The sequence below is a fragment of the Leucobacter denitrificans genome (genome assembly GCF_014396385.1).
Classification (GTDB): Bacteria; Actinomycetota; Actinomycetes; order Actinomycetales; family Microbacteriaceae; genus Leucobacter; species Leucobacter denitrificans.
On record NZ_CP060716.1, the window covers coordinates 919,080 to 934,079 of the forward strand.

Consider the following 15,000-nt stretch of genomic DNA (forward strand, 5'->3'; position numbering starts at 1 on the left):
GTTCAGTCAGTTCGCAAGTGTTGCGATTTCGCTGAGCACGGCCTCTGCCACAACTAGGCTTGACGTCACGTTCGCTTCATTGACAACGTTGCTCAAGCTGAAGTGGTAGTCGCCCGCCTCGCCAGACGCTGCAATCTCATGGGTGGTTTGTGTGGCGTGTGGATCGGCAATGAGCCGCACCCGCGCCGCCTCCCAGAGCCCTGTCGCGTCTGCAAGGGCTGAGGCAACGTTGAGCGATGCCGGAAATTTGGTGACGGCTTCTGCCACCGTGCCCGAGAACAACTCTTCTTGTGAGGTGAGCCCGCGCAGACGAGCAGCCTCTCCCTCAGTCATCCACTGCTGAATAAGACTGTCGGCCCGCTTCGTCGACGTGAGCGTAACCTGCGTCACACCGCCAGGGATTCCTCCCGGTCTGGCTGCGGCCCGCAAAATATCGAGGCCGCCAATCGCGCCACTCGACCGCCGCAATCGCCCCGGCCCAGCCGTAAGCGACGTGCGCATTTCAGGGTCGGCGAGCGCCCCGATTGACACGATGAGCAGGTCACGGCCCGCTTGCACGATCGTCGGCCCAAGTTCGGCTACCGATGCGATACCCGCACACTCAACGATGAGATCTGACTCGTCGATTGCGCGTTCGATATCTGACCCGAAATCTGTGACGTTCAGGCCCTCGAACTGCTCAGTTGTTCCGGGGCGCCTGGTCACAACTCCGGCGAGCGTCACACCCGCAATGTGGCCGCTCGCAAGCTCGCGGATCACCCGCGCCCCGATCGCGCCGGTGCCAATTACCGAAACCCTAAGGTCGCCTCGCCCGGGGCGGTCGACCAGACCGCTTCGCCGCGCAACCGAGAGTGCTTCTGTGATGATGGTGTCGAGGCGATGCGCGCCAGCGCCCCGTTCGGCCCACCGCCAAATGCCCGCGAACACCGCTGCCGCATAGGCCGCCCCGGTGATCTCGGCAACCAGCGGATCACCCGTCGTGTGAATGCGCTCCGTGATCAGCGCGGCAAGCTCGGCCTGGCGTTGCGCACGACCCGTTGCGAGCTCAAGCGTTACGCCCATCGCTTCGGCATTCGCAATCGCGAGCGCGAGTGTGTGGGGCGGGTTCTCCGCGAGATGGGCCGCCATCGGCGAGAGCCTGTGGGTCGTCGAAGCCTCAGCGAGAAAGGCGTCGAGTGCGAACCAAATTGTCGCGGCTTTGCCGTCGAAGTAGTTGAAAAATGTGGATCGGCTCACGCCCGCACGTCGGGTGATGTCGGCAACGGTCGTCGCGTCGTACCCCTGCTCGAGAAAGAGCTCGCATGCAGCCTCTGCGAGGGTGTCGCACGAGGAGGCCTGGGGTCTCCCCCGCGCTACCGAAGTCATAGCGCCAGCTTAACGTGTGGGCGTATGCAGGAAGAGTCAGTCAGATGGTCTAAACTCGATTTGTTGTACTCGATCCATTAACTGCACTGATCGTGCATCTGCGAGCACACACACCGAGCATCTCCCACCCGAGATCCACACAAGAACCGAGGAATACTCACCACATGCGCATCAAACCGCTACTCCCACTCGGACTGATTGCATCCGCTGCACTCGTCCTCACAGCCTGCTCCACCGGCGGCACCGACGCCGAAGCGCCCGAAACAACTGAGGGCGGCACACTCGTGTACGCAACCGGAGACGCCGAGCCGAGCTGCCTCGATCCACACGTTGGCGGCAACTACCCACAGGCGCTCATCTCAACCCAGTACCTTGAGCCCCTCGTCGGTCGCGATGCAAGCGGCACCATTACCCCCTGGCTCGCCACCGAGTGGGAGACCAGTGAAGACGGCCTGACCTGGGACTTCACGCTCAAGGAGGGTGTCACCTTCACCGACGGCACCCCGCTTGATGCCGCAGCGATCAAGGCGAACGTCGAGCATCTTCAGGATCCAGAAACGCAGTCGTCGACCGGCTACCTCGCCGTGCAGAAGGTGGCAGAGGTCGAGGTCGTTGATGACACGCACGCCCGCTTCCACATGTCGGCCCCCGACTCGGCCCTGCTCGAGTCGATGAGCCAGCAGTGGACCGCGATTCAGTCACCTGCCGGAATCGAGCGCGGCATGGAGGCAAACTGCCAGGCCCCAATCGGCACCGGCCCCTTCGTCGTTGACGAGTGGGTACCTCAGGACCACGTGACGCTCGTACGCAACGAGGACTACCAGACACCCGGCCCCGAGAACGACCACGACGGCGGCGCTTTTGTCGACGCGATCGAGTGGCGCTTCATCCCAGACGCAGCAACGCGAAACGCAGCGCTCGTGTCTGGTGAGGTCAACATCGTCGACAACCCTCTTCCGGCCGACATCGTCGCTGCCGAGGCTGGCGACGAGATCTCCCACATCGATGCCCCTCGCCCAGGCGCCGTGAACCGAATCGAGCTGAACTCGAATCAGGCACCGTTCAACGACAGCAAGGTGCGTGAGGCATTCATTCGGGCCGCAAACCCAGACGCTGGCATCGACACCCTCTTCCAGGGCACCGCGCCGAGGTCACACTCACCACTCTCGAGCATCGAACCGCTCGGGTACAGCGACGAGTCGCTCTTTGCCTACGACCTCGACGAGGCCGCTAAGCTGCTCGACGAAGCAGGCTGGACCGAAGGAGCAGACGGCGTACGCGAGAAGGACGGCGAGAAGCTCACCGTTCGCTTCCCGGTCAGCACGAACCAGTCGACTGCGACCGAGCAGTCACTCTTCCAACAGATTCAGGCGAACGTCGCCGAGGTCGGATTCGACGTGCAGCTCGAGCCGCTCGATCTCAGCTCGTGGTACGGCGCACTCGCAGCACACGAGTACGAGGCAGTCAGTGCACCGTACACAAAGGTCGGGCCAGATGTGCTCCGCATCCTGTACCATTCGGCCAGCCTGGTACCCGCACCATCGGGCTACTTCGCGAACCTCGCCCAGCTGAACGACCCTGAGCTCGACGCGCTGCTCGACGAAGCATCGGCAACCCTCGATGCAGACACTCGCGCAGGCATTTACGAAGAGGCGCAACAGCGCATCCTCTCCACGTTCACTGTTCTGCCGCTCTATGACCAGCAGAACCACTTCCTCACCCAGGGCGTCGACGGCGTTACCACGCTCGGAACCGTCGCGACTCCCACCTTCGTGAACGCGAAGCTCACCGCGTAACCCTCGCATGTCAACACCTAAGAGCATCGCCGTCGCCGTGCTGAATAAGCTCGGCGCGGCGGTGCTCGTGGTGTGGCTCACCGCCACTGTCGTCTTCTTGGCGCTCAGGGCATCAGGTGATCCACTCGAAGCAATTCTCGGCGGCCCCGGTTCTCAAGCGAGCCCCGAGGCCGTCGCGCAAGCGCGCGCAGATTACGGCCTCGACCAGCCATTCTTCATGCAGTATCTCTCCCAGCTCTGGCGAGTAGCGACACTGCAGTTCGGCGACTCCTACGCCCGCAAGCAGCCAGTCGCAGACCTGCTTGCCGCAAACGTTCCCCCAACCCTTGTGCTCGCGACGTTGGCTTTCGTGCTCGCGTGGGTACTCGCGCTCGCTGCGACCCTTGCAGCGTCGACCGCGCGGGGTCGCCTGGGTCGTGCGATTCGATCCGCTCTCACCGGAATCGAGACCGTCTCGAGCGTCATGCCACAGTTCTTTCTCGGCGCCGTACTCATCTTGGTGTTCGCTTCGCAGCTGCAGTGGCTGCCCGCGACCGGAGGCGCTTCAGGCGGCGCCCGTGCGCTCATACTGCCCGTGATCACGCTCGCTGTTCCCATCGCCGGCTACCTCGCACACGTACTCCACGGGCCACTCACCGAAGCCGACACCGCACCGTTCGCAACCACCGCACGCTCGCGCGGCGCTTCGGAGTCCCGCGTGCTGCTGCGCCATACACTCAGGCACGCCGCACTCCCGGCTATCTCGCTTTCGGGGTGGGCCTATGGTTCGCTGCTGAGCGGCGCAGTGGTCGTCGAGGTGCTCTTCGCCCGGCAGGGCCTCGGCAGGCTCTTGCTCGAAGCCACAACCGTGCGCGATATGCCGGTCGTCATCGGGTCGATCACCATCGTCGCGCTGTTGTACGTCGTCGTACTCATCGTCACTGACATTGTCGAGCGGATCGTCGACCCCCGCGGCACTGCCCGTCGTGAACTCGCGAGCTCCGGCTCAGATGCATCAACCGAGGTGGTCGCATGACTATAACGGCAACGAGACCGCGGTTCTCTCTGCGCTCCCTCGAATCGGGATGGTTCTCGGTGACGATCTCAGCGCTGTTTCTCGCGTTCATCACCATTGCAGCGCTAGCGCCTTCACTCCTCGCCCCAGGCGATCCGCTTGCGATTGCGCCCACGGAAGGATTTGCGGAGCCCTCACTCGTACATCTCTTCGGTACCGACGAGTCGGGTCGTGACATCTACACCCGTGTGGTGCATGGCGCTGGCTCATCGGTCGGCATCGGCCTCGCCGCCACCGCGATCGGCGTGGTCGCCGGCGCTGTGCTCGGATTCGCCGCGGGTCTCGGGCCTCGCTGGCTCGATGCGGCTCTCGCACGGGTATTTGAGGTGCTCTTCGCGCTCCCCACGCTTGTCATAGCCCTGCTATTTGTGGCCGTGCTCGGAGGCGGCGCCTGGTCGGCAACCCTCGCGATCGGGCTTGCAACTATTCCCGGCTACGCCCGCATGATTCGCGCGCGAGTTCGCGGAATCGCGGCAAGCGGGTATGCCGAATGGGCGCGTCTTGACGGCGCCGGCCCGTTCAGCGTGTTTGCGAAACACATCGCCCCGAACTCGCTCTGGCCGCTGGTCTCTGCAGCCACCCTGGGTGTCGGCCAGTCGATCGTCTGGGTTGCCGCGCTCGGCTTCCTCGGTCTTGGTGCCGAGCCACCCGCACCCGAGTGGGGCGCGATGCTCGACGCGGGCAGGGTGTACCTCTCGAGTGCCTGGTGGATGACTGTGATGCCCGGCCTCACGATCGTCGCAACCGCAACCGCCCTCACTGTCATCGGGCGCCGCTTCGCAGCAGGAGGTAGCCGATGACTGGCACCGTGCTTGAGATTGCAAACCTCACGGTCACCCGAAAGGGCGCTGGAGGGGTGCGAGTCCCCGTGCTGCACGATATCAGCCTGTCGCTCGCTCCTGGCGAGTGCCTCGCGATTGTCGGCTCGTCTGGTGCTGGCAAGTCCGTGCTTTCGCGAACGTTGCTCGGGCTCACCGACGCGAGTGGCGGAAACTCGTGGCGTGTGGATGCCGAGCAGTTCGACATCGCCGGGCAAGACGTTCGTCGGGCCTCGCGCCGGCAGTGGCGCTCGCTCCGCGGCAGCGAGGTCGCGCTCGTGCTGCAAGACGCTCTGCAATCCCTCGATCCATTGCGAACTATCGAGGCTGAGGTAAGCGAGGCCCTTGCCATTCGCGGTGTGCCGCGGCGTGAACGTCGGGCGCAGACGATCCGCGCGCTTGAGGCGGCTGGCCTCCCCCATGCCGAGACGCTGCTGCACCTTCGCTCAGACGCTCTCTCGGGAGGAATGCGCCAGCGTGCCCTCATTGCCTCAGCACTGATCGGCAATCCATCAATCCTCATCGCAGATGAGCCGACGACCGCGCTCGACCCCGCAACTGCGCGGCAGGTACTCGATGAGTTCGCGCGGGTGCGTGATTCGGGAGCCTCCCTCGTTGTAGTGAGTCACGACCTTGCAGCTGTTGCTCGCATTGCCGACCGCATCGCGGTCATCGAAGACGGTACGTTTGTTGAAGTTGGCCACGCCACGCAGATACTTGAAGAGCCGCACCACCCAGCCACGAAGGCGCTCGTCGCCGCAATCCCCCATCGTGGGGCTGGCTCACGACCCGATGCCGCCCCTGCTGGCGAAGTACTCGCAGAGTTCACCAATGCAACGAGATCGTTCGGCGAGAGAGGCGGAAAGTACCTCGGCGTACGAGACGTCAATCTCACGGTCAATCGCGGCCAAATTCTCGGTGTTGCCGGTGGATCAGGCGAGGGCAAGACCACCCTGTCGCGAATCCTTGCCGGGGCTGAGCGCCTCGACTCGGGCAACCTCACGCTTCGCGATGGATCGCGCGTGCGACTCATTCCGCAGGATCCGCTTGCGACCTTCGATCCACGCTGGCGAACCGCCCGTATTCTTGCGGCAACCATCAAGCGCGCGGAGTATGCCGCGGGTGAGGCGCCCACGCCCGCAGCGCTCATGGAGCGTGTGGGTTTGAGTCCTGCGTTGCTCTCGCGGTATCCGTCAACGCTCTCTGGCGGAGAACGCCAGCGCGTGGCAATCGCGCGCGCGCTTGCGGCACGACCAAACATTCTGGTGTGTGACGAGGCGGTCTCGGCGCTCGACACCGTCACTCAAGCGGGCGTACTCGACCTGCTTGCCACACTCCGCAGCGAACTCGCCATTGTGTTCGTCTCGCACGACCTCTCGGCGCTCCTGTCGGTCGCCGACCGGGTCGTGGTGATGCAAGAGGGGCGGATCGCGACACCAGAAGAAACCGAAGCGTTTCTCGCCGTCGAACACGCGTAACGGCTGCTGCCTGCCCCCTGCTGCGTACCCTACCCAACACCTGCCGCACCCCCTGCCCAACGCTTCCCCAACTGTTCAGTGGTCACTTTGGTGCGCCAAACCTGGGCAATCTGCGTCAAAGCGCCCACCGAACCAGAACGTAACGTCAAGCTAGTTCGATAGCTTTGGGCTCTAACCTGAGCTATTCACGCGACCGAAGTGCTCAATAGATATTGAGCAGCCTCACATCAACTCGCTGTTGTTGAAGTCCTTACCGAAGGATTCCCTGCATCTCGATGCTCGGGACTAGACAATCAAAATGCGCAAGGCACGTTTCAATATGCGCAAGGTGCGCCAAATCGTGGTTTCTCGTCGTGCAAGAAACTAAATTAATTGACGCGCAGACACTTCAGATCACTAATACTGCGACATCAAATTCACGCCAGAGGAGAGTGATCATCAAACTAAAACAAATCGCCATTGGCGCACTCATTGCGGGAGCGATGGCGATCGGATCCGCATCGGCTGCGACTGCAACCGCGCCAGAAGCCGGCCCAACAAGCGAAGAAGTACCGCCACCCTTTTCTGACTCCACAAGCCTGTCGCCCGAAGATACCTCCCAGGCTCGAGGCGGGATTCAAAGCTTTGGGTTCAGAGCTGGCGTAGCAGCTGGTTGCTACGGAGAACTAGACAACGTCCACAAATCGGGCGGTATGGCTTCTGTGCACGGTCGAACCGTATGTGCCACCGGCAGCGGAAATTATGTGTCCCTATCTATTGGGTACATCGGTTGGTTCGGCGAGCGGTACGCGGTTGCTTATAATGATGCCGCAGCGTCCGGGAACAAGACCGCGTCAGGACAGGTAAAAAGTGTTTGTTCCGGTAAGGGACTTCAGACTTGGCGAGCATTTGGTTATCACAGCACCTTTCAAGGAGGTTCGACCAAGTACGGGAATACCACGAAAGACGGTCGTTTCAGTTGCTAATTAATAAGGGAATGAGTGTTGCCACCGCGCTGCTGGTGGCAACACTCATTCCCTGCGCTCTTACTGGATGTAGCGGGCCCAAGAGTACCTCGTTTGAGGAGGTGTCAGGTTTCCGAGAATACGAGCCACCCGCTCCCCACCCCCCCCAAATGCTTCGGTGAAAGATCAGAGCACGCTGGAGAGAGCGAGCAGTATTTGGCGAGAAAATGGTGAACTAAGGTCAAATGCAGCAATAGATGAAAACACCATACCCATTAACTACCTCCCACACACAGATGCCCTCCTAGTAGTGTTGGACTCTGAAGTTATTCCAATGGAGGTAAATTTCAGAACCTTCTCTGCGCTAACTGACACGGGCATCCCGGTTTCGAATATTCCTGATTTCGAAATCAAATGTACTGCCAACCCCGATGCCGTGTGTCATATGACTCCGCTAACTGACTCTGTCATTATTTCGATCAGCGCATCCATCCTTTCCGAAGGTATGAATGTACTGGAAGCGTACTATGCAACACAAGAGAAGATTGACGTTAAAGAGGGGGTGAACCATTATGCAGTTTCATGAGCATTCCGACTGGAGTAGCTGGACGTTAGCGCGCAATTTTGTTCCCGAGCAATACTGGGATCTTCCGTTAGCCCGCTTCTTCCTACCGGTGCTGGTCGAAGGAAAGGTCTTACGATGGTCTGAAATTTTGCCTAGTGCGGTGCTAGCGAGTTCTTCACTCGAGGAACTCAGAACAGGTTTATCTCTGTCCATGAACAATAGGCCTCTAACAATCAGCAGCGTACTCGACGCAAGAACTGCCATCGCATTGAGTACCGTTCTGGGGGACCTAAAACTCGATGGCGCATGGTGGCAAGGCTATGGAGAACAATTAGATGGCCCTCGCTGGGCGGTTTCGAGCGACTATGTACGTTCACCTTTTCCAATCTCTGGACTCCGGGAGGGTAGTCGTCTTCCCGAGTTTTGCTGGGACGCAGAAGGTGCCTTTGCATGGGGTGGGCGGCTCTACCCAGACTCATTTGTGATCGCAACGAGTGCTACTCGACTGCGATCCATCGCATCACACCCAGATTTGGATGTCGCTGGGCTCGAAATGGCTCGATCATTTCTTCCTTTAAGCGTGAACGACTAGCTGCCCTCGGCTGCCCGACAACACTCATCCTGGAGCGCAGGCAAAAACCCCCGCGATCCGAGCGGATCAGCGGGGGTTTTGGTATTGGATGGGAAAACTTGGGGGGATCCCGGTCCAGGGGGTGGGTGGTTTTGGGGGTTACCCACATATAGAAGATTACAGAGACGCAGCCTTGCGTCATACCCACCTTTGGCGAAAGATACCTGGACTTTTGTCTAGTACTTATCCAGGCCGATTTCCGCTATCGATTAGGCCATCGGCAGCCGCACCGAGACCAGCCAGGAACGGCTTTCAGGATCAGATTCATCGGGTCCGGCTGTGAACTCACCGCTCACTCCGAGCACGCGCTCGGCCATTCTATTGAGGCCAGTACCGGTCGAGGGTAGATCGCGTCGTGGAACATCGGGCAGCGGGCTATGAATCTTGAGGCTAACGGTCTCAGGTTCAAGCGAGATCTCGATCCGCACCTCACCCATACCCGCGTACTTCAATACATTCGTGGCAGACTCGCGCACAACTCTCGCGAAGATAATTTCAGCACCGCGCGGAATGTTTTCGTCATTTGGATCCCCTACACAAGCTACCGTTCGACCGGTAGCTTCAAACTCTTCCGTCGCTTCCTCAATCGCGGCAGCGAGATCCCCCGAGGGCACCCCAGTACCACGCGGCGCGTCTTCAGCCATCTGAATGACGAACCGGAGGTCACTCAGCGCCTTTCGCGCGGAGGTCTGAATTGCAGACTGCGACGTCGGCCGCGAATTCTCGTCGTCAACGAGTTGCACGTGCATGGCGATCACCGTGAGGTGATGCGCGATACTGTCGTGCAGCTCCCCTGCGATCCACTTACGCTCGGCGAGCACCGCTTCGCGCTCCCGCTCGGCCTGCTCGACAAGTTCTCGTTCAAGTCTGGTGCCACGGGCATAGGAAATGCGGAGCGCGAGGCCCACACCACCGGAGAGCGTGGCCGAGATGAGCACGAGTGCGATGCTCGTAGGCATCGTCGCGTCTTCTCCATACAGGAACGCGTACAGCGCATTGAGGATGAGCAAGCCACCCACATACGCGAAAATAATTGTGGTGCTCGCAAGCCGGAGCACCAGACCCGCTGCAATCGCTCCGGCAACAAGTGCCGGAGCCGCGGATCCAACGAACAATGAAACTGCAATGACGCCCGCAAGCGTACTCACCGCAATGAGCGGTGACCAGATGAACAGCGCGAAACTCAGGGTCGTCGCAATGCTCAGCAGAGTGCGGAACCAGTCAAGATCGGATGAGGTAAAGAATCCGACCAAATCTATGGAGACAATGCCGCCGATTAAGACGAGCACTGCAATGCGTTCGGGTCGGGTCAGTGGTTCAGCCTGGCCCAGTTGAAAGCGCGTAGAAGCACGTTCTGATTCCCCGCGAATCGTCATGCTTCCAAGTATCCCCTATTTGGCGTTTAGCCGATGCCGAGCAGCTTGGCGAGAAGTTCCCAGAAAGTCATTTATTTCACCCCCGTTTTGTATCCGAATGTCTAAGTAGTTCTAGTCTCGTGGGGGTTGTGCTTTTTCGTATCCTCCGTATGGTCAGACTATGACTAGCCAAAGGTCTAGTCTTTAATAAAGTGCTGAATATGGCCCGTAATACTTCACAAGCCCCGCAGAACTAAGATTGATTCATGGATGAAATTCGGGTTCTCATTACCGACGACGATCCGCTCGTGCGCCTCGCCCTCAAGCAGTTTGTGGCGCGCGCACCTGAAATCTCAGTCATCGGCGAGGCAGAGAACGGCTTCGAAGCGATAGAAGCTGTCGGCAACCTTCATCCCGACATTGTGATGATGGACGTACAGATGCCCGGCATGGGTGGCATTGAAGCGACCGGAGAGATCACCTCTCGCTGGCCGGAGGTGCTGGTGCTCGCGGTGACGACCCTGGACAATCGCGAAACCGTACTCCCTATGCTTAGCGCCGGGGCTTCGGGATACATGCTCAAGGACTCAAGTCCCGATGAGATTGTGAGCGCGCTCAGGCAAGCGCACCAGGGAACGAGCTCACTCTCACCACGAGTCGCAGCCATGCTGGTACAGCATGTACGTGAGGCGAAGCCGACAACGACCGGAGACTTGGAAGCACTTACAGCTCGCGAGACAGAGGTGCTTGAGAAGCTCGCAGAGGGAAAGTCGAACGCCGAGATCGCTGAGACCCTCCACGTCTCTGAGGGAACCGTTAAGGCGCACCTAGGCGGCATCATGACGAAGTGGCAGGTTCGCGACCGTGTGCAGGTGCTCGTAACCGCCGCGCGGGCTGGTCTCATCGACTTCAGCTGAGCGAAGTACTTTCACCTTCGTGCGCACGGAGCGAGATACCCTCGCTAAACAGGAATTCCGGTTCGTGTTCGAGCGCGAGTTGTGGCAGCCGTTCGCCCCTACTTCCCGGCCAGGCGAGTTGAGCCGCAGTGGATCGCGTGTCTGAGCTGTACGCACCATAGGTCCCGGCCCCAAGAGTTTTTCAGCGGCGCGAACAATGCGTCAATTTGGTGAATTGCTGCGGATTGGGTCCAAGTGGCGACCACCGCTTTGTGATGGCGCCCCGCCCAGGCGGTTGACTCACTGTGTGTCTCTGCCACGGCACGTCCGAGTGCGCGGATCTCGACGAGCTGTGTTACTGAATCCGCGAGCGCCGCCGCAATCCCGTCGCCGAGTGCTGCGTCCGCTCGATCCACAAGGACATATCAAGGTGATCGCCAATCTAACCCCGGCCTGGCTCCCCCCTTCTCGTCGATAGCGCGGGCACGCTCGGCGCTGAGCGCTACCCGTGACAATGGCGCCGCGCCGAGAGAACGTGGTCTTCATGGTTCAGAGATCGACTGGACGGAGCGTTCAGTCACCTTGCTTCTCGAATAGTTGCGAGTGCATCCCACGCAAAATCGCCACCAACTGTGTGAGGAACGGCGATCAACACGTCACCGTCGATCACGATGTCTTCCGTATAGGGATGATCGGCGCTCGCTCCTTGGAAGAAAGCTGCCTCGGCGTCACGCAGATCAACCTCTACGTAGACCGATGACCGAAGCGCATCAAGTAGTTCACTCTTTGCCAGCTCATCGATGACAGCCACGCCGATGCTGCCCCCACCGTCAGTCTGCCGGATACCGAAAGAGCAATACAGTTGTTGGTCGCCACCGTGCAGCGTTGCCATTGTGAGGGGACCGACCTGAAGCCGCATTTGCTCGACAATAACTTCATCAGAAGTATCGAACATCTCGATTCTTGGATCGGCTCGCTGCAATACTGACGCAGGGAGCAGCGCAACGCATGAATTTGGCAGCTGGGTTGTGGCCAATTGCTCCGGCTCTTCTTCAGGCACGGAAGAAGGCTCAGGTGAATCCTTGGACGTCACCGGTCCGGGAGTAGATTCGACCGGCGCAGTAACCGCCGAACAGCCAGTGAGCCCAACGACAGTGAACCAGGCAATTACCAACATTGCTGAGAGACGTGCAGAGAGAGAAGCCATGTCGTCAGCTTACCCACAGTGATTCGGCCTGCCTGGAGAAGCAAAGAAACCCCCGGAACTACCCATTTTCGATGGTGTTCCGGGGGCTATTGGTCGGGATGACAGGATTTGAACCTGCGACCCCGTCGTCCCGAACGACGTGCGCTACCAAGCTGCGCCACATCCCGATTGCGTTTTCACGCACGGATCAGTCTATCGGCTTGGCCGAAATTGCGAAAATTGCACGACCTAAGCGACGCTATACAAGGGTCGCGATGACGACTGGATCCAATTGACCAGGCCATGTCGCAGTCAGCGTTTGCACCGAGACACCAAGCTCAGAGATCGCACCGGGAACGTGAACGACGGTAAGTTTTGCGAGCCCCGTCGAAGCAACCGACGAGATGCCGTCGCGCGTCACTTCGGCAGCCCACATCTCGGGCACCGGAGCATCCATCTCTCCTGATCCACGCAACGGAACGGTGATCTCGCGGGGCTGTACGTTACCAGAGGCGTCTTCTACCAACTTGTCGGCACCACGCCCACCCTGCGCGATCGTCTGCGCAAGCGCCGCGCGATAGACCGGATCGCCAATCGCCTCGCTCGCCCACCGCTTGCCCAGCACACCGTGCTCCATCGTGCCCACTAGGAACTCCTCGCCTCCATCGAGCGGCGCGTTTCGATAGGTCATCGGCACGTGGTACACCGTCGAGTCTCCGGCGGTCAGCAATATGCCGTTGAGCCCTACCTCACCCTCTGGGTCGTCAAGACGGTACTCAGCGACCCGCTCAAGCTTCGTGGGGTCTCCCGAGAACCACGGTTGCGCAGGAAGCCACCCAGCAAGCAGTTCGAGCTTGCCGGGTACCAGGGTCGTGTGCGGGTGCATGATAGCCATGGACCCGATCCTACGCTCGACGCATGACGAGCGGCATGGTTGCGACCTGTGAACTTACTTCTGCTTGTTGCGTGACGCCGTGCGAGCGCGGGCGACAGCGTCGAGTTCGACCTTGCGAATACGAACGTGCTCAGGAGTAACCTCAACACACTCGTCCTCACGCGCAAACTCGAGGCATTCCTCGAGCGTGAGCTTGCGGGGCGGCGTCATGGATTCGAAGTTGTCAGCGTTCGATGAACGCATATTCGTGAGCTTCTTCTCCTTAGTGATGTTCACGTCCATGTCTTCCGAACGCGAGTTCTCACCGATCACCATTCCCTCGTACACCTCTTCGGTGGGCTGCACAAAGAAGCTCATGCGCTCCTGGAGGTTGATGATAGCGAACGGCGTGACAACACCCGAGCGATCGGCGACAATCGAGCCGTTATTACGAGTAACGATCTGCCCCGCCCACTCTGCGTAGCCGTGCGAAATCGCGTTCGCGATGCCGGTGCCGCGCGTGAGCGTCATGAACTCTGACCGGAAGCCAATGAGGCCGCGAGCCGGCACGATGAATTCCATGCGCACCCAGCCAGTGCCGTTGTTCACCATGTTCTCCATGCGCCCCTTACGGGCAGCGAGCAGCTGAGTAATCGCGCCAAGATGCTCCTCTGGCGTATCGATCGTGAGGTGCTCGTACGGTTCGTGGACTTTGCCGTCGACCGTCTTGGTCACAACCTGTGGCTTGCCAACGTTGAGTTCAAAGCCTTCACGGCGCATGTTCTCGACGAGGATCGCGAGTGCGAGCTCGCCGCGCCCCTGCACCTCCCAAGCGTCGGGACGGCCGGTGTCAAGCACGCGAAGCGACACGTTGCCGATGAGCTCGCGGTCGAGGCGATCCTTAATCATGCGGGCGGTGAGCTTGTGCCCCTTCACCTTACCGACGAGCGGCGAAGTATTCGCGCCGATCGTCATCGAAATCGCGGGTTCGTCGACCGTGATAGTCGGCAGCGGTCGCACATCTTCTGCGTCGGCGATGGTTTCACCAATAGTGATGTCTTCGATGCCAGCGATTGCCACGATGTCACCGGGGCCAGCCTGCTCTGCCGGGTAGCGGGTGAGCGCCTTCGTGAGCATGAGCTCAGTGATGCGCACGTTCTGCGTCGAGCCATCGTGCTTCACCCAAGCAACAGTCTGGCCCTTCTTGATCCACCCGTTGTGTACGCGAAGCAACGCGATGCGGCCAAGGAACGGTGAAGAGTCAAGGTTGGTCACGTGTGCCTGCAGCGGGTGCTCGTCATCGTGCACGGGGGCTGGAACACGCTCGAGAATCGTCTGGAATAGCGGTTCGAGATCAGGGTTGTCAGGCAACGACCCGTCAGCGGGGCGAGTGTGGCTCGCAGCGCCCGCGCGACCCGACAGATACACAGTCGGCACGTCGAGTACGGCATCAACGTCGATGTCTGGGTTGTCTTCTGAAAGATCAGATGCCAGCCCAAGCAACAGGTCTTGTGCCTCACCCTCAACCTCTTCGATGCGCGCATCGGGACGGTCAGTCTTGTTCACTGCGAGGATCACGGGAAGCTTTGCCTCGAGCGCCTTGCGCAGCACAAAGCGCGTCTGCGGCAGCGGGCCCTCACTTGAATCAACGAGGAGCACGACACCGTCAACCATGGAGAGTGCACGCTCTACCTCGCCACCGAAGTCGGCGTGCCCCGGCGTATCGACCACGTTAATGGTGATTGGGCCGTTCGTTGCGTGCTCGCCCTCGTAGCTGATCGCGGTGTTCTTAGCGAGGATCGTGATGCCCTTCTCGCGCTCGAGATCGTTCGAGTCCATCACTCGATCGTCGACATCAGCGTGTGCGTCGAACGAGTTCGTTTGACGCAGCATGGCGTCAACGAGAGTGGTCTTGCCGTGGTCGACGTGTGCGACGATGGCGACGTTACGAAGGTCTTCGCGAGTGGCGAGAGCCATAGAGGTGGATCCTTACGATCGTAAATATGCGAACGTTCTATATTACATGAGGCACATGTGA

General features: G+C 60.1%; 11 protein-coding genes and 1 tRNA gene. 6 read left to right on the forward strand and 6 right to left on the reverse strand.

Annotated features, from left to right (window positions below; genetic code table 11):
- Nucleotides 1-6 precede the first annotated feature (6 nt).
- Complete coding sequence (locus H9L06_RS04415) at nt 7-1,365, reverse strand: aspartate dehydrogenase domain-containing protein (protein ID WP_187556026.1); 1,359 nt, start codon at nt 1,363-1,365, stop codon at nt 7-9.
- Between the two features lie 164 nt (nt 1,366-1,529).
- On the opposite strand from H9L06_RS04415, the gene H9L06_RS04420 reads away from it, so the two are divergent.
- The 5 genes from H9L06_RS04420 (at nt 1,530) to H9L06_RS04440 (ending at nt 8,041) form a co-directional block, all read left to right on the forward strand.
- Complete coding sequence (locus H9L06_RS04420; protein ID WP_187556027.1) at nt 1,530-3,161, forward strand: ABC transporter substrate-binding protein; 1,632 nt, start codon at nt 1,530-1,532, stop codon at nt 3,159-3,161.
- A gap of 7 nt (nt 3,162-3,168) precedes the next feature.
- Nucleotides 3,169-4,176 carry an ABC transporter permease gene (locus tag H9L06_RS04425; protein ID WP_187556028.1) on the forward strand — a complete coding sequence of 336 codons (1,008 nt, stop codon included), beginning with the start codon at nt 3,169-3,171 and terminating at the stop codon, nt 4,174-4,176.
- Entirely contained in the window at nt 4,173-5,015 is an 843-nt protein-coding gene (locus H9L06_RS04430; RefSeq protein WP_187556029.1) for an ABC transporter permease, read from the forward strand. The genes H9L06_RS04425 and H9L06_RS04430 overlap by 4 nt, the downstream gene beginning before the upstream one ends.
- Complete coding sequence (locus tag H9L06_RS04435) at nt 5,012-6,511, forward strand: ABC transporter ATP-binding protein (RefSeq protein ID WP_187556030.1); 1,500 nt, start codon at nt 5,012-5,014, stop codon at nt 6,509-6,511. Before H9L06_RS04430 ends, H9L06_RS04435 begins: the two co-directional genes overlap by 4 nt.
- A gap of 1,122 nt (nt 6,512-7,633) precedes the next feature.
- Nucleotides 7,634-8,041, forward strand: coding sequence for a hypothetical protein (locus tag H9L06_RS04440; RefSeq protein WP_187556031.1), 408 nt, complete (start codon nt 7,634-7,636; stop codon nt 8,039-8,041).
- 819 nt (nt 8,042-8,860) lie between these two features.
- Here H9L06_RS04440 and H9L06_RS04445 read toward each other — a convergent pair.
- Nucleotides 8,861-10,027: a sensor histidine kinase gene (locus H9L06_RS04445; RefSeq protein WP_246454493.1), complete on the reverse strand. Its 1,167-nt coding sequence runs from the start codon at nt 10,025-10,027 to the stop codon at nt 8,861-8,863.
- A 245-nt stretch (nt 10,028-10,272) separates the two neighbouring features.
- Here H9L06_RS04445 and H9L06_RS04450 point away from each other — a divergent pair, with 245 nt between their 5' ends.
- Entirely contained in the window at nt 10,273-10,923 is a 651-nt protein-coding gene (locus H9L06_RS04450) for a response regulator (protein ID WP_187556032.1), read from the forward strand.
- A 556-nt stretch (nt 10,924-11,479) separates the two neighbouring features.
- Here H9L06_RS04450 and H9L06_RS04455 read toward each other — a convergent pair.
- From H9L06_RS04455 to typA, 4 genes are all read right to left on the reverse strand, one after another.
- Nucleotides 11,480-12,109 (reverse strand): hypothetical protein, encoded by a 630-nt coding sequence (locus tag H9L06_RS04455; RefSeq protein WP_187556033.1) that lies wholly within the window; start codon nt 12,107-12,109, stop codon nt 11,480-11,482.
- A 90-nt stretch (nt 12,110-12,199) separates the two neighbouring features.
- A tRNA-Pro gene (locus H9L06_RS04460) sits at nt 12,200-12,276 on the reverse strand.
- Between the two features lie 71 nt (nt 12,277-12,347).
- A complete protein-coding gene (locus H9L06_RS04465) occupies nt 12,348-12,983 on the reverse strand; it encodes a maltokinase N-terminal cap-like domain-containing protein (RefSeq protein WP_187556034.1) in 636 nt (211 codons plus the stop codon).
- A 54-nt stretch (nt 12,984-13,037) separates the two neighbouring features.
- Nucleotides 13,038-14,939, reverse strand: coding sequence for a translational GTPase TypA (gene typA / locus H9L06_RS04470; RefSeq protein ID WP_187556035.1), 1,902 nt, complete (start codon nt 14,937-14,939; stop codon nt 13,038-13,040).
- Between the last annotated feature and the right edge of the window lie 61 nt (nt 14,940-15,000).

Excerpts from the sequence above, each read along its gene's own strand:
- H9L06_RS04415 (WP_187556026.1), bottom strand. The coding sequence starts at position 1,365 with ATGACTTCGGTAGCGCGGGGGAGACCCCAGGCCTCCTCGTGCGACACC.
- H9L06_RS04420 (WP_187556027.1), top strand. The coding sequence starts at position 1,530 with ATGCGCATCAAACCGCTACTCCCACTCGGACTGATTGCATCCGCTGCA.
- H9L06_RS04425 (WP_187556028.1), top strand. The coding sequence starts at position 3,169 with ATGTCAACACCTAAGAGCATCGCCGTCGCCGTGCTGAATAAGCTCGGC.
- H9L06_RS04430 (WP_187556029.1), top strand. The coding sequence starts at position 4,173 with ATGACTATAACGGCAACGAGACCGCGGTTCTCTCTGCGCTCCCTCGAA.
- H9L06_RS04435 (WP_187556030.1), top strand. The coding sequence starts at position 5,012 with ATGACTGGCACCGTGCTTGAGATTGCAAACCTCACGGTCACCCGAAAG.
- H9L06_RS04445 (WP_246454493.1), bottom strand. The coding sequence starts at position 10,027 with ATGACGATTCGCGGGGAATCAGAACGTGCTTCTACGCGCTTTCAACTG.
- H9L06_RS04450 (WP_187556032.1), top strand. The coding sequence starts at position 10,273 with ATGGATGAAATTCGGGTTCTCATTACCGACGACGATCCGCTCGTGCGC.
- H9L06_RS04455 (WP_187556033.1), bottom strand. The coding sequence starts at position 12,109 with ATGGCTTCTCTCTCTGCACGTCTCTCAGCAATGTTGGTAATTGCCTGG.
- H9L06_RS04465 (WP_187556034.1), bottom strand. The coding sequence starts at position 12,983 with ATGGCTATCATGCACCCGCACACGACCCTGGTACCCGGCAAGCTCGAA.
- typA (WP_187556035.1), bottom strand. The coding sequence starts at position 14,939 with ATGGCTCTCGCCACTCGCGAAGACCTTCGTAACGTCGCCATCGTCGCA.